The organism is Streptomyces sp. NBC_01431 (assembly GCF_036231355.1).
Classification (GTDB): Bacteria; Actinomycetota; Actinomycetes; order Streptomycetales; family Streptomycetaceae; genus Streptomyces.
The window spans coordinates 4,891,939-4,915,771 of sequence record NZ_CP109496.1 but is presented as its reverse complement, the minus strand read 5'-3'; the positions used below and the strand labels follow the sequence as shown (position 1 = coordinate 4,915,771).

The 23,833-nt window shown below is 70.9% G+C and carries 21 protein-coding genes, 1 tRNA gene and 1 riboswitch; of the genes, 8 read left to right on the top strand and 14 right to left on the bottom strand.

Going from position 1 to position 23,833, the window contains the following annotated elements; all coding sequences use genetic code 11:
- The first annotated feature begins 198 nt into the window (after positions 1–198).
- Positions 199–984 (top strand): hypothetical protein, encoded by a 786-nt coding sequence (locus tag OG522_RS22640; RefSeq protein ID WP_329467687.1) that lies wholly within the window; start codon positions 199–201, stop codon positions 982–984.
- Positions 985–999: 15 nt separating this feature from the next.
- Here the strand turns inward: OG522_RS22640 and OG522_RS22635 are convergent, their stop codons facing one another.
- Positions 1,000–1,326 carry a hypothetical protein gene (locus tag OG522_RS22635; protein ID WP_329464829.1) on the bottom strand — a complete coding sequence of 109 codons (327 nt, stop codon included), beginning with the start codon at positions 1,324–1,326 and terminating at the stop codon, positions 1,000–1,002.
- 100 nt (positions 1,327–1,426) lie between these two features.
- Between OG522_RS22635 and OG522_RS22630 the strand changes: the two genes are divergently transcribed.
- The 3 genes from OG522_RS22630 (at position 1,427) to OG522_RS22620 (ending at position 4,525) form a co-directional block, all read left to right on the top strand.
- Positions 1,427–1,657, top strand: a complete 231-nt coding sequence (locus tag OG522_RS22630; RefSeq protein WP_329464828.1) for a DUF4287 domain-containing protein — start codon at positions 1,427–1,429, stop codon at positions 1,655–1,657.
- A 256-nt stretch (positions 1,658–1,913) separates the two neighbouring features.
- Positions 1,914–3,311: a glycoside hydrolase family 16 protein gene (locus tag OG522_RS22625; RefSeq protein ID WP_329464827.1), complete on the top strand. Its 1,398-nt coding sequence runs from the start codon at positions 1,914–1,916 to the stop codon at positions 3,309–3,311.
- A gap of 17 nt (positions 3,312–3,328) precedes the next feature.
- Positions 3,329–4,525 (top strand): glycoside hydrolase family 64 protein, encoded by a 1,197-nt coding sequence (locus OG522_RS22620; protein ID WP_329464826.1) that lies wholly within the window; start codon positions 3,329–3,331, stop codon positions 4,523–4,525.
- 63 nt (positions 4,526–4,588) lie between these two features.
- On the opposite strand, the gene OG522_RS22615 is transcribed toward OG522_RS22620, so the two are convergent.
- Together OG522_RS22615 and OG522_RS22610 are read right to left on the bottom strand one after the other, a co-directional pair.
- On the bottom strand, positions 4,589–5,458 hold the full coding sequence (locus OG522_RS22615; RefSeq protein ID WP_329464825.1) for a Bax inhibitor-1/YccA family protein: 870 nt from the start codon (positions 5,456–5,458) through the stop codon (positions 4,589–4,591).
- Positions 5,459–5,615: 157 nt separating this feature from the next.
- Positions 5,616–5,697, bottom strand: a tRNA-Leu gene (locus tag OG522_RS22610).
- A gap of 477 nt (positions 5,698–6,174) precedes the next feature.
- Between OG522_RS22610 and OG522_RS22605 the strand changes: the two genes are divergently transcribed.
- Positions 6,175–6,945 (top strand): ABC transporter ATP-binding protein, encoded by a 771-nt coding sequence (locus OG522_RS22605; RefSeq protein ID WP_329464824.1) that lies wholly within the window; start codon positions 6,175–6,177, stop codon positions 6,943–6,945.
- A 99-nt stretch (positions 6,946–7,044) separates the two neighbouring features.
- Positions 7,045–9,576 (top strand): ABC transporter permease, encoded by a 2,532-nt coding sequence (locus OG522_RS22600; RefSeq protein ID WP_329464823.1) that lies wholly within the window; start codon positions 7,045–7,047, stop codon positions 9,574–9,576.
- Positions 9,577–9,665: 89 nt separating this feature from the next.
- Here OG522_RS22600 and OG522_RS22595 read toward each other — a convergent pair whose 3' ends face one another.
- The 10 genes from OG522_RS22595 to OG522_RS22550 form a co-directional block, all read right to left on the bottom strand.
- Positions 9,666–10,958 (bottom strand): cyclopropane-fatty-acyl-phospholipid synthase family protein, encoded by a 1,293-nt coding sequence (locus OG522_RS22595; RefSeq protein ID WP_329464822.1) that lies wholly within the window; start codon positions 10,956–10,958, stop codon positions 9,666–9,668.
- A gap of 227 nt (positions 10,959–11,185) precedes the next feature.
- The gene (locus OG522_RS22590) at positions 11,186–12,583 is read right to left on the bottom strand and encodes an NAD(P)/FAD-dependent oxidoreductase (RefSeq protein ID WP_329464821.1); all 1,398 of its coding nucleotides are present in this window, start codon (positions 12,581–12,583) and stop codon (positions 11,186–11,188) included.
- A 370-nt stretch (positions 12,584–12,953) separates the two neighbouring features.
- Positions 12,954–13,868 carry a Ppx/GppA phosphatase family protein gene (locus OG522_RS22585; protein WP_329464820.1) on the bottom strand — a complete coding sequence of 305 codons (915 nt, stop codon included), beginning with the start codon at positions 13,866–13,868 and terminating at the stop codon, positions 12,954–12,956.
- Entirely contained in the window at positions 13,865–14,398 is a 534-nt protein-coding gene (locus OG522_RS22580) for a DUF501 domain-containing protein (RefSeq protein ID WP_329464819.1), read from the bottom strand. The genes OG522_RS22585 and OG522_RS22580 overlap by 4 nt, the downstream gene beginning before the upstream one ends.
- A 30-nt stretch (positions 14,399–14,428) precedes the next feature.
- Positions 14,429–14,917 (bottom strand): FtsB family cell division protein, encoded by a 489-nt coding sequence (locus OG522_RS22575; protein WP_329464818.1) that lies wholly within the window; start codon positions 14,915–14,917, stop codon positions 14,429–14,431.
- A 100-nt stretch (positions 14,918–15,017) separates the two neighbouring features.
- Positions 15,018–16,304 (bottom strand): phosphopyruvate hydratase, encoded by a 1,287-nt coding sequence (gene eno, locus OG522_RS22570; RefSeq protein WP_329464817.1) that lies wholly within the window; start codon positions 16,302–16,304, stop codon positions 15,018–15,020.
- A gap of 258 nt (positions 16,305–16,562) precedes the next feature.
- Positions 16,563–17,261 (bottom strand): transglycosylase family protein, encoded by a 699-nt coding sequence (locus tag OG522_RS22565; protein ID WP_329464816.1) that lies wholly within the window; start codon positions 17,259–17,261, stop codon positions 16,563–16,565.
- A 3-nt stretch (positions 17,262–17,264) separates the two neighbouring features.
- Positions 17,265–17,429, bottom strand: a riboswitch (cyclic di-AMP (ydaO/yuaA leader).
- A gap of 257 nt (positions 17,430–17,686) precedes the next feature.
- Positions 17,687–18,685: a transglycosylase family protein gene (locus tag OG522_RS22560; protein ID WP_329464815.1), complete on the bottom strand. Its 999-nt coding sequence runs from the start codon at positions 18,683–18,685 to the stop codon at positions 17,687–17,689.
- A 118-nt stretch (positions 18,686–18,803) separates the two neighbouring features.
- Complete coding sequence (locus OG522_RS22555; protein ID WP_329464814.1) at positions 18,804–20,066, bottom strand: cytochrome P450 family protein; 1,263 nt, start codon at positions 20,064–20,066, stop codon at positions 18,804–18,806.
- Positions 20,067–20,302: 236 nt separating this feature from the next.
- Positions 20,303–21,337: a helix-turn-helix domain-containing protein gene (locus OG522_RS22550; RefSeq protein ID WP_329464813.1), complete on the bottom strand. Its 1,035-nt coding sequence runs from the start codon at positions 21,335–21,337 to the stop codon at positions 20,303–20,305.
- 97 nt (positions 21,338–21,434) lie between these two features.
- Between OG522_RS22550 and OG522_RS22545 the strand changes: the two genes are divergently transcribed.
- Together OG522_RS22545 and OG522_RS22540 are read left to right on the top strand one after the other, a co-directional pair.
- Positions 21,435–22,331: an alpha/beta hydrolase gene (locus OG522_RS22545; RefSeq protein WP_329464812.1), complete on the top strand. Its 897-nt coding sequence runs from the start codon at positions 21,435–21,437 to the stop codon at positions 22,329–22,331.
- Between the two features lie 72 nt (positions 22,332–22,403).
- The gene (locus tag OG522_RS22540; protein WP_329464811.1) at positions 22,404–22,793 is read left to right on the top strand and encodes a cupin domain-containing protein; all 390 of its coding nucleotides are present in this window, start codon (positions 22,404–22,406) and stop codon (positions 22,791–22,793) included.
- Positions 22,794–22,865: 72 nt separating this feature from the next.
- On the opposite strand, the gene OG522_RS22535 is transcribed toward OG522_RS22540, so the two are convergent.
- Positions 22,866–23,825, bottom strand: a complete 960-nt coding sequence (locus OG522_RS22535) for a nucleoside triphosphate pyrophosphohydrolase (protein WP_329464810.1) — start codon at positions 23,823–23,825, stop codon at positions 22,866–22,868.
- Positions 23,826–23,833: the final 8 nt, after the last annotated feature.

Below are 23,833 nucleotides of genomic sequence, written 5' to 3'. Positions count from 1 at the left end.
GATGTGACGTATCTCCTGGGGGAGAGGGAATACCGCAGGTCAGGAACTGTTTGCCCGGGTACACGTGCCCAAAAGACCTGTCCATTTCGTGACGTAATGCACTGACAGCGGGAGCGGACCCACGACAAGCTGAGGTAGGAAGTCGGGGAATCGTTTGAATCCGGGAGTAAGTCAGTGAGCGCCATGCCTCTTGCCCTGCTGCTGACCACGGCCGCTGCCACGGCCGTGGGCGCCGCTGCCCTGCACGCTGCCCACGGGCTGCGCAAGCAGGTCGCGGCTCTGCGCGAAGACCTGGCAGACGCCCGTGCCGAACGCCGCACCGACCGCACCGCCACCGTGCCACCGCAGTCCCGCTCGGGCGCGACCCCGGCCGCCGAAATACGCGCTGCCGTGGCCGAGGCGCTCGCCGAGGAGCGGGAGCGGGAGCTGGCCGAGGCGCGGGCCTTCTGGGCCGCCCAGGAGGCCAGGGACGCCGCCGACGCCCCCTCCTCGATGCTCGGCGGACTCGCGGGGCTCGGCGAGGACGCCGCGTTCTTCATGCCGCGCCAGGCGGACTTCGCGGGCCTGGAGGCCGAGGCCCTTGAGACGGTGGAGGAGTTCCCCGAGGACTCTCCCGAGCTCGCCGCGGCCCGCCGCCGCCACCCCTCGCACCCCGACTTCGTGCCGGTCCAGACGCCGGTCGTCGCGGACCACGAGGCCACCGTCTCCCGCCTGGAGGAGTTGGCCGAGGCCCGTACCGCACTCGCGGACGTACGCCCCGGGCCGCTCGGCACGCTCGACGTGTACGTCTTCACCGACGGCACCACGCTCTGCATGACGCCGGGCCACCGCGAGACCGCGGAGCGCCTCGCCGAGGCCCTCGACGCGGGCGACGCGCCGGTCCTGCTCGGCGGCTCCGGAGTGTCGGGCGCCTACGCGCTGACGTTCTCGTGCGGCGAGGAGAGCGTCTACATCCTCGCCGACCGGGTCATCGCCTCGCTCTGAACCGCCCCCGACCGGCTAACCGAAGGCCCGCTCCCCCGCGGCTTCCACCAGCTCCACGGCCCCGTCCGGCTCCCCGCCGGGCGGGGCCGTCGCCGTACGCAGCGCCTCCGCCAGATCCCGTCCGGCGACGGCCACTTGATCGGCCACAGCGAAAACGCCGGCGTCCGGCATGAGCAGCGGCTCGCCCGCCGGGCCCTCGATCCGCTGTGCCCGCACCGCCAACTCCCTTGCCAGCGCGAGCCCTTCGGCCGCCGCGCCGCGGCGCAGACGGCTCTCGGGAGCGGCACGGAGCCGGTCGGCGAAGCGGTCGACGGCCAGGATCAAGGGGTTCACATCAAGCACGCCGCGACCCTACGCGCCTCCCCCGCACTGTTGCCAATACGCGAACCCTGAGGCACGGTGCAGTGAAGGACCAGTACGCGCAATGCCTCCGGAGGCGCCGATGTCCCAAGTCTTCTCCGAAGAGACCCATCGCAACCTGCTCTCCCGCATCCCCCATTGCACCGGTCGTGAAGTGTCCGACTGGCTGCGCACCGTCGAGGAAGGCCCCTCCCTCTGCCGCTTCGACGAGAAGGTCAGCTGGCTGCGGAGCGAGCACGACCTCGCCTACGGCCACGCCAAGGCGATCATCCATGAGTACGACCTGAGGCGGGCCGCGCGCCGCCTGCTCTAGCAACCGGAGGAAGTCCGCTCGTTCGCCCCGTCGGCCACCGGCCGGCGGGGCGAAACGCTGCCCGGACCCCCGCCTCGCGCTCCACGCCTTCAGTAGGTGAACTCGCCTTTCCCTCAAGGGCTTTCACTGCTTTACCTCTTGACGCTCCGGATGACGGGGAGCACAGTGTCGGCGCAGCCTGCCTTTGAGAGCGCTCTCAAGAGCGCTCTCAAAGTCTCCTTCCCCCACCCCGAGAGAGACTGAGAGAGGCACCCCCATGCGCCCGACACCCCACCGACGAAGCCCCGCCGGGCGAGCCGTGATCGCCGTGCTCTCCGCGCTCGGCCTCGCGGCGGCCGCCGCCGCGGTCGTCACCCTGCCCGCCAGCGCCTCCGCCCCGCCGCCCCCGGCGGGCTGGTCCACCGTCTTCACCGACGACTTCAACGGCCCGGCCGGCTCGGGAGTTAACACCGCGAACTGGCAGTACACGACCGGCACCAGCTACCCCGGCGGCCCGGCGGGCTTCGGCACCGGCGAGATCGAGACCATGACCTCGTCCACCAGCAACGTCGCGCTCGACGGCGCCGGGAACCTGCGCATCACCCCGCAGCGGGACGCCGCGGGCAACTGGACCTCGGGCCGCATCGAGACCAAGCGCACCGACTTCCAGCCCCCGGCCGGCGGCAAGCTCCGGATCGAGGCCCGCCTTCAGATGCCGGACGTGACGGGCGCCGCCGCCAAGGGCTACTGGCCCGCGTTCTGGGCGCTGGGCGCGCCCTTCCGCGGCAACTACTGGAACTGGCCCGGCATAGGCGAGCTGGACATCATGGAGAACGTCCAGGGCCTCAACAACAACTGGTCGACCATGCACTGCGGCACCAGCCCCGGCGGCCCCTGCAACGAGACCACCGGCATCGGCGGCCAGCACGCCTGCGCGGGAAGCACCTGCCAGGGCGGCTTCCACACCTACGCCGTCGAATGGGACCGCTCGGGCGCCACCGAGCAGATGCGCTTCTATCTGGACGGCGTCAACTTCCATACGGTGAACCAGAATCAGGTCGACGCGACGACCTGGGCGAACGCCACCAACCACGGCTACTTCGTCATTCTGAACGTCGCCATGGGCGGCGGTTTCCCGGGCGCCTTCGGCGGCGGGCCCGACGCGGACACCCAGCCGGGCCACGCCCTGGTGGTCGACTACGTCACCGTGCAGCAGGCATCGGGCTCCGGCTCGACGCCGCCCACCTCGCAGCCTCCGGGCGGCCGGGACGCGTACGGCCCCATCCAGGCCGAGTCCTACGACCAGCAGTCCGGTGTGACGACGGAGACCACCACCGACAGCGGCGGCGGCAAGGACATCGGCAGCGTCGCCAACGGCGACTGGGCGCTCTACAAAGGCATCGACTTCGGCACCACGGCGGCCCGCCAGTTCAACGCGCGGGTCGCGAGCGGTGCGGCCGGCGGGGTCAGTGGTCTGGTGGAGGTACGTCTCGACAGCCCGAGCAGCGCCCCCGTCGGCAGCTTCGCCGTCGCCAACACGGGCGGCTGGCAGAGCTGGCGCACGGTCCCGGCCAACATCAGCGGCGTCACCGGCACCCACGACGTCTACCTGACCTTCAGCAGCGGCCAGAGCGCCGACTTCGTGAACGTCAACTGGTTCGACTTCGGCCACTGATGAGGGGGCGAGCAGTCATGAAGACCGTACGGCTCCTCCTCGCGGCGGCGACCGCCGGCGCCCTGCTCTTCCTCGGCGCGGGCGGCGGCACGGCGACGGCCGCCGACTCCCCCCGGGCCACCGCGGCAGGCTTCCCGATCGTCATCCGGAACAACACCCACGGCGCGTACGCCGACGCGCAGATCTACCTCACGGTGCTCGGCCAGGTCACCCCCGGCCAGTGGTCGTACCTGCGGCCCGACGGCAGCACCGCCCACATCAACCACCTGGACGCGAACGCGCCCGGCCACCTGACCAAGAACGGCGTCAACTACCCGAACATGTCGTTCACGGCGGCCCAGGCGGGCGGCCGGGTGCCATCGCCGTCGTCGATCCGCGGCGGACGCGTCTACCTCTCGCTCGGCTCGCCGCTCTACGTCCCCGTCTCGCCCGACGACCAGGGCTGGGGCGGCCCCGACCCGAACAACCCGTCGGACCCCAACAACGACGTCTACTACGACTGGTACGAGTACACCTTCGTCAACGGGCAGGCGGCGTACGGCGGGAACACCACCCAGGTCGACCAGTTCGGCTTCCCGATGACGGCCCGGCTGCGCCAGACCTCCAGCGGCTACGACACCACCCGGGGCATTACCAAGTCCCGCGCCGAGGTCATGTCGGCGTACGCGTCCAGCGTCGGGGCGGCCTTCCAGCCGTTGCGGAACGCCTACCGGATCGTGGCCCCGCGCTCGGCCGCCGGCTTCCCGGCAAACCACCTGACCGCGACCGTCGAGGAGACCTGGAGCTACTACGCCTCCCACCCCTTCGTCCTGAACCTGCCGGGCGAGACGTTCTCCGGGCGTGTCGCGGGCGACACCCTGACCTTCACCCGCAACGGCGCCGGCCCCTTCACCCTGCGCAAACCGACCTCGCGCGAGGTCATGGCCTGCTCGGGGGCGCTCGCCTCGGGCAGCGACACGGAGAAGCGGCTCGGCGCGGAGCTGTGCGCCGCGTTCAACCGGGGCGTGGCCCAGGACACCTCGCTCTGGCACACCCCGTCCGCGTACTACCGCGGTTCGGCGCCGAAGAACGACTACGCGGCGTTCTTCCACACGGTGGGCCTGGACGGCCGGGCCTACGGCTTCCCGTACGACGACATCTTCGACCAGTCCTCGGTCCAGATCCTGGGCAACGCGAGCCCGCCGACGGATCTGACGCTGACGATCGGCTGGTAACACGGGCGAGGGCCCGCCCCCGAATCCCGGGAGCGGGCCCTCGCAGGGTCGTGCCGCAGCGCGTCAGTCGTTGCCCTGCAGGATGGAGATCAGCCGCAGCGCCTCCATGTAGATCCACACCAGGGTCATGGTGAGGCCGAAGGCAGCCAGCCAGGACTCCTCGCGCGGAGCGCCGTAGGTGATCCCGTCCTCGACCTGCTTGAAGTCGATGGCCAGGAAGCAGGCGCCGAGGATGATCCCGATGATCCCGAAGAGGATGCCGAGGCCGCCGCTGCGGAAGCCGAGGCCGTCACCGCCGCCGAAGACGGAGAACAGCATGTTGACCAGCATCAGCAGGACGAAGCCGATCGCGGCCGCCATGACGAAGCCGACGAAGCGCCGGTTGACCCGGATCAGCCGCGTCTTGTACGCGATGAGCACACCGGCGAAGACCGCCATGGTGCCGAGCACCGCCTGCGGGACCGCGCCCGCCGACACATAGCTCGTGACGGCGGAGCTGATCACGCCGAGGAAGACGCCCTCCAGGGCGGCGTACCCGAGGATCAGCGCGGGAACCGGCTTGCGCTTGAAGGACTGGATCATCGCCAGGACGAACGCGACCAGCCCGGCACCGATCGCGATGCCGTACGACTTGCCGATGTTGGCCTGGTCGACAGGCAGCGCGAGCCATGCGACGACGGCGCCGGCGACGACCGTGCCGAGCGTCATCGCTGTCCGCGTGACGACGTCGTCGATCGTCATCACACCGGAGCGCGCCGGCGCCTGCGGGGCGCCGTACCGCGTGTCCTGCTGGGCGTACGGGTTCGTCGCGTACGGGTTCGCGGGTGCCTGCGCGTAGGGGTTGCCCCCGGCCTGCGGCGCGGTGTTGAAGCCCGCATAGCCGTTGTCGCGGCTGAACCCCCGTCGCGAGAAGACCGGGTTGCTGCTCCTCATCTCACTCCTCCATGGCCGCCGAGCGCGGCCTTGCCGTCCAGGGTAATGGGCACGCAAAGGAACCGTCGTACTGCTCAGGGAGGATCTTCACCTGTGGAAGAGGGGGGTGCAAGGGTCCGACGGCCCGACGCGCGGGGGCCGCCGGAATCCGACGATGTGCCCGGAGCCGGACTTGAACCGGCACGGCCCGAAGGCCAGCGAGGTTTAAGCTCGCCGTGTCTGCATTCCACCATCCGGGCCAGGGCGCGCGGCTCCGCGTTTCGCGGGACGAGCCTAGCCCGACGCATCCCCCGAACAGCGGAACAACCATCCGATGTTGTCTTATTTTATTGACGCCTGAGGGTGCGTCAGCACAGCTCGGGGCAGTGGTGGCACATGCCACAGGCGGTTGGCAGGGCGTCGGGGGCGCACCGGAACACGGGTGTGGAATGACGGAAACTCGATGCCTCCAGACGCCCTGGATCACCTCCACCCCACGCTGTCGGACCCCGGTCGAGCGCGAGCGGATTCCCACTGGAGGGTGAATACCGCGCCGCCAGGTTTCCGGCGGGGCCCCGCTTGCGTCTCAGGGGCGCCGTCATACCTCAGGAGGACGGCGGGGGCGGCCCGTCCGACTCAGGACTGCCCGCGAAACGGGCACAGGGACTGACGATCGGGCGCCGGGCGGCGGAGAGGATGGAGAAGTCCCCGAAAGCTGCTGCGACAGGAGTACCTCCGTGACCACCACCCCCACCGCACACCGCGCGACCGCGGTGGCCGCCCGCGCCGTCGAACTGTCGAAGGTCTACGGCACGGGCGAGACCCAGGTGGTCGCCCTGGAGCGGGTCACGGTCGACTTCCGCCAGGGCGAGTTCACCGCGATCATGGGCCCCTCGGGCTCCGGCAAGTCGACGCTGATGCACTGCGTCGCGGGCCTCGACTCGTTCAGCTCCGGCTCGGTCCGCATCGGTGAGACCGAACTGAGCTCGCTCAAGGACAAGCAGCTCACGCAGCTGCGCCGCGACAAGATCGGCTTCATCTTCCAGGCGTTCAACCTGCTGCCCACGCTGACCGCGCTGGAGAACATCACGCTGCCGATGGACATCGCGGGCCGCAAGCCCGACAAGCAGTGGCTGGACCAGGTCATCGCGATGGTGGGCCTGTCCGACCGGCTCGGCCACCGCCCGACCCAGCTCTCCGGCGGCCAGCAGCAGCGCGTCGCCGTGGCCCGTGCGCTCGCCTCCCAGCCGGAGATCATCTTCGGTGACGAGCCGACCGGAAACCTGGACTCGCGCTCCGGCGCGGAAGTGCTCGGCTTCCTGCGCAATTCGGTACGCGAACTCGGGCAGACCGTCGTCATGGTGACCCACGACCCGGTCGCCGCCTCCTACGCCGACCGCGTCATATTCCTCGCCGACGGGCGGATCGTGGACGAGATGCTCCGGCCGAGCGCGGATGGGGTGCTGGACCGGATGAAGGCGTTCGACGCGAAGGGCCGCACCAGCTGACCTGGAGCCGCTGGGGCCCCGCCCCCAGCCCGCCTTCGCCCGTTGACGCCGAGCCCCCGCGCCCGGTGCGCCCACGATCACCCAGGACTGAGAAACCCCATGTTCAAAACCGCCCTGCGCAATGTGCTCGCGCACAAGGCCCGGCTGCTGATGACGGTGCTCGCCGTCATGCTCGGCGTCGCCTTCGTGTCCGGCACTCTCGTGTTCACCGACACCCTCGGCAACGCCTTCCGCAAGCAGTCGTCCAAGAGCTACGACAAGGTGGCCGTCGCCATCACCTCGTACGGCAGCCTTGACGACGCCGAAAGCGACCCCGGGGTCAGCAAGCAGACCCTTCAGAAGATCGGGCAGCTCGACGGCGTGGCCTCGGCCACCGGCCGGGTGGAGGGCTTCGCCGGTGTGGCCGGCACCGACGGCAGGCTGATCGGCCAGGGCTGGGCCAACAAGGGCGGCAACTTCGCCCCCGGCAAGGACGGCAAGGACCCGGCGTACACCTTCGCCCAGGGCTCGGGCCCGGTGCGGGACGACCAGATAGCCCTCGACAAGGACACCGCCACCAAGGGCGAGTACCACGTGGGCGACCTCGTGCGGGTCGCCACCAACGGGCCGGTCAAGCAGTACAAGTTGACCGGCATCTTCACCACCCAGGACGGCGCGGTCAACGCGGGCGGCAGCCTCGTCCTGTTCGACACCCCGGTCGCCCAGCAGCTCTACCTCAAGCCGGGCTTCTTCCAGACCGTGAGCGTGGCCGCCACCCCCGGCGCCGACGCGCAGAAGATCCTCACCGAGGTCACGCCGCTGCTCCCGAGGGACGCGCACGCCAAGACCGGCCAGGAGCTCGCCGACCAGGAGGCCCGGGACATCGAGCAGGGCCTCAGCGGCCTCAACCAGACGCTGCTCGCCTTCGCCGCCATCGCCCTGTTCGTCGGCATCTTCCTGATCTCCAACACGTTCACCATGCTGGTCGCCCAGCGCACCCGCGAGCTCGCCCTGATGCGTGCCGTCGGCGCCTCGCGCGGCCAGGTCCGCCGCTCGGTGCTCGCCGAGGCCCTGGTGGTCGGCACGATCGCCTCCGCGATCGGCTTCGCGCTGGGCCTGGGTCTCGCGACCGGACTGCGGTCCGCGATGAGCAGCTTCGGCGCCAAGCTGCCGGACGGCCCGCTGATCATCTCCGCCACCCCGGTGATCGCCGCACTCGCCGTCGGAATCTTCGTCACCCTCATCGCCGCCCTGCTGCCCGCCTGGCGCGCCGCCAAGATCCCGCCGGTGGCGGCGATGAACAGCGTGCACGGCGTGGCCACCACCAAGTCCCTGGTCGTACGGAACTCCATCGGCGGTGTCATCACCCTCGGCGGTGCGGCCGCGATCATGGCCGGTGCCGCCGCGGGCAAGGACGGCAAGATACTCATCGGGATCGGCGCCTTCCTGGCGCTGGTCGGTGTCATCATCCTGATCCCGCTGCTCTCCCGGCCGGTCATCGCCCTCGTCCGGCCCGCACTGAGCAAGATCTTCGGCGTCTCCGGCAAGCTGGCCAGCCAGAACGCGGTGCGCAACCCGCGCCGCACCGGCGCCACCGCCTCCGCGCTCGCCATCGGGCTGACCCTGGTCACCGGCCTCTCGGTGCTCGGCGTCACGCTGGGCACGGCCATGGACAAGATGACCACGGACAACATCAAGGCCGACTACATGGTCCAGATGGCGGCCAGGGGATCCGGGCTCGACAAGGACGTCCTCGCCGCGCTGCGCAAGGCCCCGGGTGTCTCGGCGGTCTCCCCCAAGGAGTCCTCGTACTTCCAGCTCGACGGAGACGGCCAGACGGTGGCCGGCGTGACGCCGGGCGACATCGAGAAGGTCATCAACGTCGAGCCGGTGTCCGGCTCCCTCGCCACCCTCGGCCAGGGGCAGATAGCCGTCGACGACAAGACCGCCGCCCAGCACGGCTGGAAGCCCGGCTCCCAGGTCACCGTCGAGTTCCAGGACAAGAAGAAGGGCCGGCTCACGATCGGCGCGACGTTCAAGAAGAACGACTTCCTGGACTCGGTGCTCGCCCCGACCACCGTGCTCAACCCGCACGAGACCAAGCCCCACATCCCGCAGATCTTCGTCAAGATGGACGGCGGCGCCACCAGCGCCAACGAGAAGGCCCTGGTCAGCGCGCTCGGGGACAACCCGGCGATCAGCATCATGGACCAGCAGGACATCCGCAACGAGTTCGGCGGCATGATCAACACGCTGCTCAACATCATGTACGGGCTGCTCGCGATGGCCCTGATCATCGCGGTCCTCGGTGTCGTCAACACCCTCGCGATGTCGGTCTTCGAGCGCCAGCAGGAGATCGGCATGCTGCGGGCGATCGGCCTGGACCGCCGCAAGGTCAAGCGCATGATCCGCCTGGAGGCCGTGGTCATCTCGGTGTTCGGCGCGGTCATCGGCGTCGGCCTCGGCTCCTTCCTCGCCTGGGCCATCGGGCAGACCATCAAGAAGTCCGTCCCGAACTACGCCCTGGTCATCCCGTGGGACCGGATCGGCATCTTCCTGCTCCTGGCAGCCCTGGTGGGCGTGCTCGCCGCCATGTGGCCGGCCCGCAGCGCGGCGAAGCTGAACATGCTGACCGCGATCAAGACCGAGTAGCGGTCAACCAGCCATCGCCTGAAGGCAGTTGAGGGGCCCCCGGAGATCTCCGGGGGCCCCTCGGCGTCAGCACACGGCGCTGCCCGCGCTCAGTTCCAGGTGCGGGCCCGCAGCGGCATCCCCGAGGCGCCGCTCACCGGGGTCTTCACCGCGAGGATCTGATTGACCCCGATCCGGTTGCGTTCGAAGGAGAGCGCGGAGGCCGCCATGTAGAGCCGCCAGATCCGGGCCCGCCCGGGGCTGGTGCAGCGCACCGCGCGCGCCCAGTCGGACTCCAGGTTGGCCACCCAGTGACGCAGCGTCAGGGCGTAGTGCTCCCGGATCGGTTCGACGTCGCGGGCCTCGAACCCCGCGTCCTCCAGCGTGGCCAGGGTCCGCCCGAGCGGGGCGAGCTCGCCGTCGGGGAAGACGTACGCGTCGATGAACTCGTCGACGTGGTAAGCCGATTCGTCCCGCTCGGGGCGCCGGGCGATCTGGTGGTTGAGCAGCCGGCCGCCCTCCTTGAGCAGGGCGTACAGAGTGTCCGCGTACTCCCGGTAGCGCACCGAGCCGACGTGCTCGGCCATGCCGATGGAGGAGATCGCGTCGAACGGCCCGTCGCGCACGTCCCGGTAGTCCTGGACGCGGATCTCGATCCGGTCGGTGAGCCCCGCCTCGGCGATCCGCTTGCGGGCGTACGCCGCCTGTTCGCCCGAGAGCGTGATGCCGACGACATGGGCGCCGTACTCGCGGGCCGCGTGCATGGCCATCGAGCCCCAGCCGCAGCCGACGTCGAGCAGCCGGTCGCCCTCCGTGAGCCCCAGCTTGCGGCACACCAGGTCGAGCTTGTCGCGCTGGGCATCCTCCAGGGTGCCTTCGGGGCTCTCCCAGTACGCGCACGAGTAGACCATCGACGGGCCGAGGACCAGTTCGTAGAAGTCGTTGCCGACGTCGTAGTGGTGGCTGATCGCCTCCTTGTCGCGGCGCTTGGTGTGCAGGGGGCCGCTGCGGCGCCGCATCTCCTCGGCGGGCGGGGCCGGTGGGGGCAGGACGCCGCCCAGCTTGAGCAGCGCCTTGGCGGCGGCGCGCAGCCTCGGGTCGCGCACCGGGTGGACGGCCTCCTTGGGCTCGCCATCCCGTTCCCAGATCAGCCCCGCGAGCAGCCCGAGGCCGTGGTACAGGTCTCCCTCTATGTCGATCTCGCCGGCCACCCAGGCGCGGGCCAGGCCGAGTTCGCCCGGCTTCCACAGCAGACGGCGCAGCGCGCGCCGGTGGCGTACGACGAGAACCGGAGCGCCGGGCGGGCCCGCCTCGCTGCCGTCCCAGGCGCGGATCCGGACCGGGAGGGCCTCTCCCAGCAGTCCCTCGGCAAGAGCGGTCAGCCGCAGCGCGGCATCGGCCATGGTGCACACCTCCGTACCTCGCAGAAATGTCCCAGCACCCCGCTCAACAGTGCCCGGATGCGGGACAATCCCGCTACCGCGCCTCGACGCACGAGAGTGGCTGCATTCACCATCTTCCTGGCCGAGAACCGATCATGGAAGCATGGATGCGGGCCCGGCATGCCGAAGGGGCCGCCCGCACCACGGATGGCGGACGGCCCCTTCGGGCACTGCTTGGTGACGAGGCGTCAGGAGGCCTTGGCCTTCGCCGCCGACTTGTCCTCGGCCTGGGCCGCGGGAGCCGGGGCGGGCTTGGCCGCCTCGTAGAACTCCTCGCGCGGGCTCTCCATCGCACCGAGGGAGACGACCTCGCGCTTGAGGAACATCCCGAGCGTCCAGTCGGCCACGACGCGGATCTTGCGGTTCCAGGTCGGCACGGCCAGACCGTGGTAGCCACGGTGCATGTACCAGGCGAGACGGCCCTTGAGCTTGATCTTCATCTTGCCCATGACGATCATCGCGACGCCCTTGTGGAGGCCGAGGCCCGCCACCGCACCCTTGTTGGCGTGCGAGTACTCCTTCTGCGGGAAGCCCCGCATGCCGGAGACCACGTTGTCGCCCAGGACCTTGGCCTGACGCAGCGCGTGCTGGGCGTTCGGCGGGCACCAGGCGCGCTCGGCCGGGACGCCGGCCTTGATCGCGGCGAGGTCCGGGACCTGGGCGTTGTCGCCGGCGGCCCAGATGTAGTCGGTGCCGGTGACCTGGAGGGTCGGCTGGGCGTCCACGTGGCCGCGCGGGCCGAGCGGGAGGCCGAAGCGGGACAGGGCCGGGTTGGGCTTGACGCCCGCCGTCCACACGATCGTGTTGGAGTCGACCTCAAGGCCGTTCTTCAGCACGACGTGGCCGTCCACGCAGGAGTCCATCGACGTCGAGAGGTAGATCTCGATGCCGCGGCTCTCCAGGTGCTCCTTGCCCCAGCGGCCGAGCTCCGGGCCGACCTCGGGAAGGATCTTGTCAGCGGCGTCGACCAGGACGAAGCGCATGTCCTCGCGCTTGACGTTGGTGTAGTACTTGGCCGCGTCGCGGGCCATGTCCTCCACCTCGCCGATGGTCTCCGCGCCGGCGAAGCCGCCACCCACGAAGACGAAGGTCAGCGCCTTGCGGCGGACGTCCTCGTCGGTCGTGGAGTCAGCCTTGTCGAGCTGCTCCAGGACGTGGTTGCGCAGGCCGATGGCCTCTTCCACGCCCTTCATGCCGATGCCCTGCTCGGCGAGGCCGGGGATCGGGAAGGTGCGGGAGACCGCACCCATCGCGATGACCAGGTAGTCGAAGGGCAGCTCGTAGGCCTCGCCGACGAGCGGCGCGACCGTGGCGACCTTGCGGTCCTGGTCGATGCTGGTGACCCGGCCGGTGAGCACCTCGGCTCCGCGCACGACGCGTCGCAGCGGGACGACGACGTGGCGCGGCGAGATGCTGCCTGCGGCGGCTTCGGGGAGGAAGGGCTGGTACGTCATGTACGAGCGCGGGTCGACGACCGTGACGGTCGCTTCCGCGTAACGCATCTTCTTCAGAATGCGTCGCGCTGCGTACAGGCCTACGTACCCGCCACCTACTACGAGGATCCTGGGACGCTCCGTGGTGCTCATGCCATCGAGTATCCACCTGCCCGGACACCCCTGCTCGTGCGCCCCTTCACAAGGTTCACCAACCCCTCTGCTACACTGCGCGGCCCACGTGATCGAGGTCATGGTGTACAGAGGGAACCACGGCGTGGGGGAGAACGTTGTTCACCCCTCCTGAACTGGCCCGCACCGCCTAGGGCGAGGGTGGACCACTGCCGTGGGAAACACAGGCGTAACGCGTCAACCACCGTCTGGATTACGCGCGGAAGGGGCCCTTGGGCCTCGGAAAGCGGTCCTGAGACCACAATCCTCGACCCTCGGGCCCAAATTCCTTGTGAAGAACTTCACGAAGTTTCTCGCGCGGTGTGCCCCAAAGCCCCTCGCCGGGCCGCGATCAGGCGACCGACCAGGCGATTCCGTCCAGAATGTCGTGCTCGCTGACCACGACCTCGCGGGCCCCGGTCCGCTCCATGACCGCCAGCAGAACCAGCGCGCCGGCGGCGATCACATCGACGCGGCCCGGATGCAGCACGGGGATGCGGGTCCGCTCCTCGTGGGTGGAGGCGAGCAGCCGCCCGGTGATCTCGGCGACCTTCTCGAAAGGGATGCGCGCGTGGTGGATGGCGGCCGAGTCGTACTCGGTGAGGCCCAGCGCGATCCCGGCGATCGTCGTCACCGAACCCGCGAGGCCGACCAGGGTGCGCGGCTCGCGCAGCGGCACGCTCTGCTCGGCGAGGTCGAGCGCGGCGTCGATGTCGGCCCGCATGGCGGCGATCTGCTCGGGCGTCGCCGGGTCGCCGGGGTGGTGGCGCTCGGTCATCCGCACACAGCCGACATCCACGGAGCGGGCCGCCTCGACGTGACCGGAACCGACGACGAACTCGGTGGAGCCGCCGCCGATGTCGACCACCAAGTACTCGCCGTCGCCGTCCAGTTCCTTGGTGGCGCCAGTGAAGGAGAAGGCGGCCTCCTGGTCGCCGGAGATCACCTCCGGCTCGACGCCCAGGATGTCCAGGACGCCGCGCACGAAGTCGTCCCGGTTCTCGGCGTCGCGGGACGCGGAGGTCGCCACGAACCGGATGCGCTCGGCGCCGAGCTCCTTGATCACCGCGGCGTACTCGCGGCACGCGGCGAAGGTCCGCTCCAGCGCCTCGGGGGCGAGCCGACCGGTCCGGTCCACGCCCTGGCCCAGGCGCACGATGATCATGCGCCGGTCCAGGTCGGTGATCTCACCGGTGGCGGGGTCGGCGTCGGCGACGAGAAGCCGGATCGAGTTCGTACCGCAGTCGATGGCGGCGACGCGCGTCACTTCTGCTCCTCCTCGCCGCAGGGCGTCACGCACGGGCCCTTCGCCCACCACTGGGGGAGCATCGCGATGGCCTCGTCGCCCAGCGGGTTCACGCCGGGGCCCGCGGCCAGCGAGTGGCCGACCAGGACGTGCAGGCACTTCACTCGGTCCGGCATGCCGCCCGCGCTCGGGAAGCCCTCCAGGACGTCGATGGCGTCGCGGCGCGCGATGTAGTCCTCGTGGGCCGCACGGTAGGCCGCGGCCAGCTCCGGGTCGCTCGCGAGGCGCTCCGTCATCTCCTTCATGACGCCGTTGGCTTCAAGGGTGCCGATCGCCGAGGCGGCGCGCGGGCACGTCAGGTAGTACGTCGTCGGGAACGGCGTGCCGTCCTCCAGACGCGGGGCCGTCTCGACGACGTCCGGGTTGCCGCAGGGGCAGCGGTGCGCGATCGCGCGCAGGCCGCGCGGCGGGCGGCCGAGCTGCTGCTTGAAGGCCGCGATGTCCGCGTCGGTGGGCTCGGTGCGTTCGGTCTGGGGCGGGGGCGTTTCCATGCCTGGGTCAGTCTCTATCGCTAGCAGTGATCAGTTGGCGGAACGGTCGGCGTTGTCGACGCCGTCCCAGAGGTTCGAGTGCCAGGCGCGGCCGGTCGCGCCCTTGTCGTCGCGGCGGCTCTTCGCCGCGTCGGGGTCGACCACGGTGAAGCTGGTCTCGCCCGGGAACTGCATGTGCAGGTGCTCGCGGGCGAGGCGCTTGATGTACGCGTCGTCCTGGAGCCGCGCCTTCTCGTCGCGCAGTTGCTCGACCGCCCGCTGGGCATCGGCGGCCTTGCGCTGCTGTTCGGAGATGTCGGCCCGTTGGGAGACGTACTGCCGCATGGGGTAGGCGAGTGCCACGATCAGCGAGCACAGCACGAGGGCGAGCAGCGCCGCCCGGCCGGTGAGCCGGGAGCGCCGGGCCTGCCGCTTGGTCTGCGAACGGTAGACGCGGGCTGCGGTCTGCTCGCCGATCACCTTGATCCTGGCGGCGGTGGAGAACCGGTCGCGGTCCTTCTCCTTGGCGCCCTTGGCCATCGCTCTCCCGTTTCCCCGTCACACACGTACGTCCCCGGACACGGTACGGGACCGAGTGCGGGGACGTACGGACGACTGGCTAGGGGTTGACTCTTGGCCCTCAGCCCTTGAAGCGCGGGAAGGCGCTGCGGCCCGCGTACACCGCGGCGTCGTCGAGGATCTCCTCGATGCGCAGCAGCTGGTTGTACTTGGCGACGCGGTCCGAGCGGGCCGGGGCGCCGGTCTTGATCTGGCCGCAGTTCACCGCGACGGCGAGGTCGGCGATGGTGACGTCCTCGGTCTCGCCGGAGCGGTGGGACATCATGCACTTGAAGCCGTTGCGCTGGGCCATCTCGACGGCGTCCAGGGTCTCGGTCAGCGAACCGATCTGGTTGACCTTGACGAGCAGGGCGTTGGCGGAGCCCTCCTCGATGCCGCGCGACAGGCGCTCGGGGTTGGTGACGAACAGGTCGTCACCGACGATCTGGACCTTGGAGCCCAGACGCGAGGTGATGGTGTTCCAGCCGGCCCAGTCGTCCTCGAACAGCGGGTCTTCGATGGAGACCAGCGGGTAGGAGGCGACGAGCTCCTCGTAGTACTCGGTCATCTCGGCGGCCGAGCGGGACTTGCCCTCGAACTCGTACTTGCCGTCCTTGTAGAACTCGGACGCGGCGACGTCGAGCGCGAGCGCGATGTCCTTGCCCGGGGCGTAGCCGGCCTCCTTGATGGCCTCAAGGATGAGGTCAAGGGCGGCGCGGTTGGACTCCAGGTTCGGCGCGAAGCCGCCCTCGTCGCCGAGGCCGGTGGACAGGCCCTTGCGCTTCAGGACGCCCTTGAGCGTGTGGTAGACCTCGGCGCCCCAGCGAAGGGCCTCGGAGAAGGACTCCGCGCCGATCGGGGCGATCATGAACTCCTGGATGTCGACGTTGGAGTCGGCGTGGGAGCCACCGTTGAGGATGTTCATCATCGGAACGGGCAGCAGGTGCGCGTTCGGGCCGCCCAGGTAGCGGAACAGCGGCAGGTCGCTGGCCTCGGAGGCGGCGTGCGCGACGGCGAGGGAGACGCCGAGGATGGCGTTGGCGCCGAGCGAGCCCTTGTTGTCGGTGGCGTCCAGGTCGAACATGGCCTGGTCGATCAGGCGCTGCTCGGTGGCGTCGTAGCCGACGAGCTCCGGGCCGATCTGCTCGATGACGGCGAGGACGGCCTTCTCGACACCCTTGCCGCCGTAGCGGTTGGGGTCACCGTCGCGAAGCTCGATGGCCTCGAAGGCACCGGTGGAGGCGCCGGACGGAACTGCAGCACGGCCGGTGCTGCCGTCGTCGAGGCCGACCTCGACCTCGACCGTGGGGTTGCCTCGGGAGTCCAGGATTTCCCGGGCTACGACGACGTCGATGGACGGCACGAGCATCTCCTTCTGGGATGTGACGCTAGATGTGACGCAAGGGGTGCAGCGCCGCACAGGGTCGCTGCGGCCTTGCGACAAGAGCCTAACCGGCTCCGGGGCTCCGGCCAGCCGAGTGCCCGCCTCCTGGGACGAAAAAGGGCCCAAGGACCCTGATTCCGGGTCAAAGGGCCACAAGGCTACTGCCAGGTAACAGCGAAACCCCGGCCCGGCGCGTACGGGGGAATGCGCGCCGGGCCGGGGGGACTTGGGGCCGGGTCGGGCTCAGCTCAGGTGGAGCTTCTGGCCCGGGAAGATCAGGTTGGCGTCCTTGACGATGTCCTTGTTCAGCTCGAACAGCTTCTGCCAGCCACCCTTGGTGCCGTTGGCGGAAGCGATCTGGCCGAGGGTGTCGCCGGCCTTGACGGTGTACTCGCCGTTGCCCTGCTTGACCGGCTCGGAGCGCTGCTCGCTGCGGCTGGCCTCGGGCGCGGACTGGGTGCGCTGCGACTTCTGCTGCGGCTTGGCCTGCGGCTTCGAGGTCTCAGCGGACTTGGTGGACTTGGAGGACGACGAGGAACCGGAGGTGTCCACGTCGGCCTTGCTGCCGCCGGAGGTCAGGTTGCCGGCACCGGCGCAGGACCAGGCGCCCGGACCCTGAATCGCGAGCAGCTTCTCAGCGGTGGCTATCTGCTGGCCCTTGGTGGCCAGGTCGGCGCGCGAGGCGTACTGGGTGCCGCCGGCGGCGGCCCAGGAGGACTGCGAGAACTGCAGGCCGCCGTAGTAGCCGTTGCCGGTGTTGATGGACCAGTTGCCGCCGGACTCGCACTGGGCGACCGCGTCCCAGGTGGAGACGGAGGCGGCGGAGGCGTTGCCCGCGGCCATCAGCGGGGCGGCGACAGCGGCACCGGTGACGCCGGCCAGCGTGACGACACGGACGGCCTTGGACGGGCGACGGTGCTTGCCCTTGCCGGAAAGCAGCATGGAGGTTCTCCTCACCGACGCCTGCGAGGTGAGCTGTCGGGTTCGGGCGTGAGCTGCCCGGCCGAGCGATGGTGCGCCCGTCTTCACCCCAAGCCGGCCGACAGCGTCAACTGCCGGGCCCGGCACTTACCTTGGGTCCCCCGCTCCTGCCTACGGCGCATAAGCGTCGACTGTTCCCGTCGGCCGACGGCAGGATTCGGCGTGCTCGGTCGACGGGGCTCGCGGTGACGAGCGGTTCCGACGAAAACACACGCCCCGCCAATGTTCAAAGACGCCCATCGGGGAGAAAACGCCCCTACTCGCCGAAATGGAAGGGGCGTTTCCGCAGGTCGGGGGCGGGGCGGACGGACCGGGCAGGCGGGGTGGGCCAGTTGAGACGAAGAGACCCATATCTCACTTGCACAGAACGGACATACGCCCTCGAACTACCCCTGTTTCGGTACCGAGTTCGGGGTGGCCACCGCCGCCGCCGCGGCCTTCAGGTCCAGGCTCTGGCCAGGCAGGATGAGATTCGGGTCGGTACCGATCAGGTGCTCGTTGGCGTGGTAGAGCGCGGGCCAACCGCCCTGGATCTTGTTCGCGGTGGCGATGGCCGAGAGGCTGTCGCCGGGGCGGACGGTGTAGTCGCCGTTGGCCGCCGGGGTGTTGCCGACATCACGTGAGGACCCGTCACCTCGCGAGGCGCGCCCCGCGTCACGGCTGTCGGACGAACTGCCCGAATCGCTCTGACCCGTCGGAGCGGGCTTACCGGTCGGGGCGGGCTGACCGGTCGGGGCGGTCGAGCCGGTCGGGCCCGGCGTCGCGCCCGAGCCCTCCTCCGGCGAGGGCGCCCCGCGGTGCTTGCCGGGGCTCGCCGGGGTGGACGCGGGGGGCGTCGCGGGCTTGGCGGGGTCGGCCGTCGGCGTGCCGCCCGGCGTGGGAGTGGCGGAGCCGGTGGGCGTCGTGGGAGTCGGCGCGGTGCCGGGCGTCTTGGTCGCCGGGGTGGTGGGCAGCAGGGGGGTGTCGGCCGGGTCCGGCGTCGCGGGCAGGCCCGGGTCGACGTCGGCCGCGGCGCCGCCCTTGGTGATCCCGTCGGCGCAGCTTCCGAAGGCCTTGGGGCCCTGAGCCGCGAGGACCTTCTCGGCGACGGCTATCTGCTGGGCCCGGCTGGCGAGGTCGGCGCGCTGGGCGTAGTCCGTACCGCCGTACGTCTCCCAGGTGGTCTGCGAGAACTGGAGACCACCGTAGAGGCCGTTGCCGAAGTCCGCGCTCCACATGCCGCCGGACTCACAGGTCGCCACCTGGTTCCAGGTGCTCGCGTCCGCGGCGTTCGCGCCGGTCGCGGCGAGCAGGGGAAGAGCGATGGCCGAGCCGGTCACCCCTGCCGCGACGACGAGAGCGGGTGCCTGGCGGGGCCGACGATGCCGTCCATTCCCGGAGCGCATGAATGAGGCCTTCCGTGTGACTGCTGAGCCGAATGAACGGTGAACGTAGCCGTACTCGAACGTCTGTCACAAGTCGATGCACCCGCGATCACGTAAAAGTCACAGTCTTGACGGTTCGTCAGATCGAGGCGCCGCTTGGCGGTGTGAACTCCACGGGCAGGGTGCGCAGTCCGCGCATGATGAGTCCGCCGCGCCAGCGCAAATCGGTAGGATCCGCCGCGAGCCGCAGGTCAGGGAGGCGCCGCAGCAGGGTCTCAAGTGCGGTGCGGCCTTCGAGCCGGGCGAGCGGAGCGCCGAGGCAGTAGTGGATCCCGTGGCCGTATCCGAGGTGCTGGTTGTCCGTGCGGCCGAGGTCGAGGGTGTCCGGGTCGGCGAAGCGCTCGGGGTCGCGGTCGGCGGCGGCGAGCACCACGAGCACCGGGTCACCGGCCGCGATGCGCTGCCCGCCGATGCTCAGCGCCTCGGTGGCGAACCGCCACGTCGCAAGCTCGACCGGGCCGTCGTAGCGCAGGAGTTCCTCGATGCCGGTCTCCAGGAGCCCGCTCTCCCCCGCGCCGATCGAGTCCTGGAGCCGCTCGCGCTGCCCGGGGTTGCGCAACAGGGCGTACACACCGTTGCCGATGAGGTTGACGGTCGTCTCGAACCCGGCGAACAGCAGGATGAAGGCCATCGCGGCGGCCTCGCCCTCGGTGAGGTGCTCACCGTGGTCGCTGGCCTCGATGAGCGCGGAGATGAGGTCGTCACCGGGGTTCTCGCGCTTCTTGTGGATGAGCTCGGCGAGGTAGTCGCGCATCTTCTTCACCGAGCGGGCGACGCCGCCGCGCGGGCCGCCGCCGTGCCGGATCATCATGCCCGCCCAGTCGCGGAAGTCGTCCTGGTCCTCGCGCGGTACGCCGAGCAGATCGCAGATGGCGTAGATGGGGAGCGGGAAGGCGAAGTCGTGGATGAGGTCGGCCTCCCCGTTCGCCGCGAACGCGTCGATGAGCTGGTCGGTCAACTCCTGGACGCGCGGCGCGAATTGGGCCACCGTGCGCGGGGTGAACGCCTTCGACACCAGGCGCCTGAGCCGGGTGTGGTCCGGCGGGTCGATGTTGAGCAGATGCGTCATCAGCTCGGCCTTGCGCTCGCCCGGAATGCCCGTCTTGCCCTTGGCGTGGGCCGGCTCGTCGTGGTGTGCGGGGTTCTTGGAGAGCCGCGGGTCGGCGAGCGCCTGCTTGGCGTCCCCGTACCGCGTCACCAGCCAGGCCTCGACACCGCTCGGCAGCTTGGTGCGGTGCACCGGCGCGTGCTCGCGCAGCCACGCGTAGGCGGGGTACGGATCGGTGGCGAACTCCCAGGTGAAGAGTTCGGGGGCGGGCGCGGCGGGCGACTGGTCGGACATGCCCTCGACAGTATCCGCCGCCTTGTTCGCGGCGCGGGCCCGGACGGCGGCGCCGTGTGCGCGGGGTGGGCCAGAGCCCCGGCCCTGGGCTCGGCGGGGGGCCCGTACGGCGGCTTCGTGTGCACGAGAGTCCGGCCCGGAGCCCGTACGGCGGCGCCGCCGTTTGCACGAGGGCCCCCGTTTGCACGAGGGCCGCCGGCCCGGAGCCCGACCCGGGGCCCGGCCGCTCGCGGGCCTCAGTCGTCGAGCAGCCGCCACGCCGCGAGGGCCAGCCGGGCCCTCAACAGGCCGGTGGGCTCGGTGAGTTCGATGCCCAGCGTCCTCTCGATCTGTTCGAGTCGGCGGGCGACGCTGCTGTGATGCAGGTGCAGGAGATCGGCGGCCCGGCGCAGGGAGCCGGCGGCGCAGTAGGTGTCCAGGGTCTCCAGGTCGTCCGCGCTGTGGGCGATGCGGGCTATCGCGGCCACGTCGGCGTTGTCCCGCGCGGCCTGGCGGGGCACCTGCGCGAGCAGCGCCAGCGCCCCCAGGCCCTCGTAGTGGACGACGGGCCGGCGCGGGGTGGTGAAGCGGAGCGCGGTACGGGCCTCGCGCCAGGACCGGTCGGGGCTGTCGGCGGCGCCGATCCCCGCGCGTACGTCCGCCGGAAACCGGGCCGGATCCACCGTGGCGGCCAGGACGACGCCCACCTCGGCGAGCGGCGCCGCCTTCACCGGGCGCGCCGGGCACAGCAGGAGGGCGAGCCGGTCGAGCGGAAGCCGGGAGCGTACGGCGACGACACGCACCGGCTCGCCGGCGGCGAAGCCCAGCAGCCGCAGCGCCCTCGCTCTGGCCGCCTCGTCACTGTCGGCGCTGATCACCAGCTCGACCAGGGCGGGGTCGGCCATGGTGGTGCGGGTCGGCCCGTACCGCTCGACGACCGCGGCGGTGGCGATGGCCAGCCGTTCGAGGAGCAGTTCGTCCAGCCGCCCGGCCGGGCCGGGGCGCTCCAGCCACACCGTGCCGATCTCCTCGTCGTCGAGCGTGACCGGCACCCGGGTGGAGGGGGGCGACGACTCCTCGGTCGCCTCCCTGCCCTCGGGCGACATGCGGATCGCCCGGCCCGGGTCGTGGAGCCGGATCCCGGCCACGCAGTCGGCCAGCGCCGCCGAGGCCCGCGCGAGCGCCGGAAGGTCCACCCGGCGGCGCATCAGCGTGTCGTAGAACATGACGACGCGTAACGCGCCTTCGGCCTGTGCGTCCAGGTGCGACAGCCGCATGACGAGTGCCTCCATGCCCCCGAGGATAGGCGCCGATCGGCGCGCGATCGGGGCCCGATGGCCGACGGATGGCGGATGACCCGGGGCGGCGGCGGCCGTGAGGATGGTCTGCATGGACCCCGAACTGGAAGCATTCATCCCGCTGTTCCCCAAGGCGGACCTGTCCGACCCCGTATCCGCGCGCCAGGGCCTCGCCGAGCTCGCCATGGCGGCGCCCGCCCCGGACACCACGGGCCTGGACATCGAGGACCGCACGGTGGCGGGCGATCCGGACGTGGCGGTGCGCGTCTACCGCCCGCACCGGGCGCGGGGCGCCATCGTCTGGCTGCACGGCGGCGGCTATGTGATGGGCGACCTGGACACCGAGCATCCGTGGGCCGCCCGGATCGCCGAAAGGTCGGGTGCGGTGCTCGTCTCGGTGGGCTACCGCCGCGCGCCCGAGAACCGGTTCCCGGCCGCCCTGGACGACGCCTGCGCGGCACTGGCCTGGACGGCCGGGCACGCGGCCGAGTTCGGCGTCGACCCGGAGCGGATCGCCGTCGGGGGCCACAGCGCCGGGGCCGGGCTCGCGGCCGCGGTCGCGTTGCGCACGCGCGCCGAGCAGGGCCCGCCGATCCACTTCCAGCTGCTCAACCAGCCCCAGCTCGACGACCGGCAGGAGACGTGGTCGGGGCGGAACTTCACGGACACGCCCTGGCTGACCCGCGGCAAGGTCACCTCAAGCTGGCGGCACTATCTGGGCGCCACGCCCGCCTCGCCGTACGCCGCGGCGGCCCGCGCCACCGACCTGTCCGGCCTGCCGCCCGCCTACATCGCCACCGCGGAGTTCTGCCCGAACCGCGACGAAGGCATCGACTACGCGCTACGCCTGCTCCAAGCGGGAGTACCGGTCGAACTGCACCAGTGGCCCGGCACCTTCCACGGGTCGCAGGCCATCCTGTCCGCCGCCGTCTCCCAGCGGCAGATCGCCGAACTCACCGACGCCCTGAGCCGTGCCCTGGCCGAGTGAGGTGGCCGCGGCCCGGCCGCACCGCGCTCCCGGCCCGCCGATGATCGTCCACCCCGGAAAGGACAACCAGCCATGACCGTCATGCCGATCGACCTCTTCGGCTCCTTCATCCACCTCCACCAGGACGGCCGGGCGAACGCCGAGCCGCGGAAGTTCGACCCGTCGGGCGAGGGCTGGCAGGTGATGGCGTTCCACGTCGAGACGGGCGCCGACGTCCACGCCGATCACTGGGAGGTCCACCCCTCGGCCGACGAGGTCGTCGCCTGCCTCACCGGCGCGATACGCCTCTGCTTCCGGCCGGAAGCAGAGGGAGAGGAAGAGGAGGAGGTCAAGGTCGCGGCCGGGACGGCGGTCATCGTGCCGCGCGGACGCTGGCACCGCATCGCACTCGACGCCCCCGGCGACCTCCTGGTCATCACCCTGCCCCGCGGCAGCCACCTGGAGAAGCGGACCGAAGGCTGAGCGCTCCGCCGAATGTGGCGTACGCCGACCGCGGGCCGACAGGGGGCCGCGGGCCGACGGGGGGGGCGGGGCCTACGCCTCCGCCGCCCGGATCGCCTCCCGGTACGACCGCGCCGCGGCGCGCAACGCCGCCTCCGGGTCGACCCCCGCGGCCTCCGCCTCGGTCGCCAGCGCCAGCAGCCGGTAGCCCACGCCCTCCCCGGACGGCAGCGGAACCGCGAGCCCCGCGGTCCTGGTGCGGGCGGACAGCTTCGCGGCCAGGGCCAGGGCGGGCTGGCCGAGGGGGACGCCGTCGGTCACCGAGGCGCGCTGCTTCTCGACCGCCTTCATCCGCAGCCAGTGCTCCTTGACCTCCTCGGGTGTCTGGGCACTCTCGTCGCCGAAGACGTGGGGATGCCGGTGGACCAGCTTCTCGACGATGCCGCCCGCCACGTCGTCGACGGAGAACGGCGCCTGCGCGTCCTCCTCGGCGATCCTGGCGTGGAAGACGACCTGGAGCAGCACGTCGCCGAGCTCCTCGCGCAGCTCGTCGCGGTCGCCCTCCTCCACCGCCTCGACCAGTTCGTACGCCTCTTCAAGGGCGTACTTGGCGAGACCCTTGTGGGTCTGCTGCGAGGACCAGGGGCACTCGCGCCGGATGCGGTCCATGACCTGGACGAGGTCGAGGAGGCGGGCGCCCGGCAGGTCGTAGGAGCCGGGCAGCAGTTCCAGATCCGGCATCTGCACCCGGCCGGAGCCGGCGAGGCGGGCGAGGCCGTCCGTCAGGCGGCTGTCGCCCTCGCCGGAGGGCAGCACGACGACGGTGCGACCGCCCAGGCAGGCCTCGACCAGTTCCCGCGCGTCCGGCGCCGAGATCTCCACCGGCACGCCGGCCTCGCGCAGATACGGCAGCTGCGGATGCCCGGCGTCGGGGCACAGCACGAGGTCGGCGGCGCGCAGGGTCTGCCACGCGGGCCAGGACAGGAGGCCGGGGGCGACCCGGTGGCTCGCGGTGAGCAGAACGATTCGGCCGGGCTCTTGAGCAGCATTCACCCGTCGAA

Coding starts and splice junctions, on each gene's coding strand:
- eno (WP_329464817.1), bottom strand. CDS start 16,304: ATGCTCGTGCCGTCCATCGACGTCGTCGTAGCCCGGGAAATCCTGGAC.
- OG522_RS22540 (WP_329464811.1), top strand. CDS start 22,404: ATGACCGTCATGCCGATCGACCTCTTCGGCTCCTTCATCCACCTCCAC.
- OG522_RS22620 (WP_329464826.1), top strand. CDS start 3,329: ATGAAGACCGTACGGCTCCTCCTCGCGGCGGCGACCGCCGGCGCCCTG.
- OG522_RS22595 (WP_329464822.1), bottom strand. CDS start 10,958: ATGGCCGATGCCGCGCTGCGGCTGACCGCTCTTGCCGAGGGACTGCTG.
- OG522_RS22550 (WP_329464813.1), bottom strand. CDS start 21,337: ATGGAGGCACTCGTCATGCGGCTGTCGCACCTGGACGCACAGGCCGAA.
- OG522_RS22545 (WP_329464812.1), top strand. CDS start 21,435: ATGGACCCCGAACTGGAAGCATTCATCCCGCTGTTCCCCAAGGCGGAC.
- OG522_RS22625 (WP_329464827.1), top strand. CDS start 1,914: ATGCGCCCGACACCCCACCGACGAAGCCCCGCCGGGCGAGCCGTGATC.
- OG522_RS22615 (WP_329464825.1), bottom strand. CDS start 5,458: ATGAGGAGCAGCAACCCGGTCTTCTCGCGACGGGGGTTCAGCCGCGAC.
- OG522_RS22560 (WP_329464815.1), bottom strand. CDS start 18,685: ATGCGCTCCGGGAATGGACGGCATCGTCGGCCCCGCCAGGCACCCGCT.
- OG522_RS22600 (WP_329464823.1), top strand. CDS start 7,045: ATGTTCAAAACCGCCCTGCGCAATGTGCTCGCGCACAAGGCCCGGCTG.
- OG522_RS22575 (WP_329464818.1), bottom strand. CDS start 14,917: ATGGCCAAGGGCGCCAAGGAGAAGGACCGCGACCGGTTCTCCACCGCC.
- OG522_RS22580 (WP_329464819.1), bottom strand. CDS start 14,398: ATGGAAACGCCCCCGCCCCAGACCGAACGCACCGAGCCCACCGACGCG.
- OG522_RS22590 (WP_329464821.1), bottom strand. CDS start 12,583: ATGAGCACCACGGAGCGTCCCAGGATCCTCGTAGTAGGTGGCGGGTAC.
- OG522_RS22630 (WP_329464828.1), top strand. CDS start 1,427: ATGTCCCAAGTCTTCTCCGAAGAGACCCATCGCAACCTGCTCTCCCGC.
- OG522_RS22555 (WP_329464814.1), bottom strand. CDS start 20,066: ATGTCCGACCAGTCGCCCGCCGCGCCCGCCCCCGAACTCTTCACCTGG.
- OG522_RS22565 (WP_329464816.1), bottom strand. CDS start 17,261: ATGCTGCTTTCCGGCAAGGGCAAGCACCGTCGCCCGTCCAAGGCCGTC.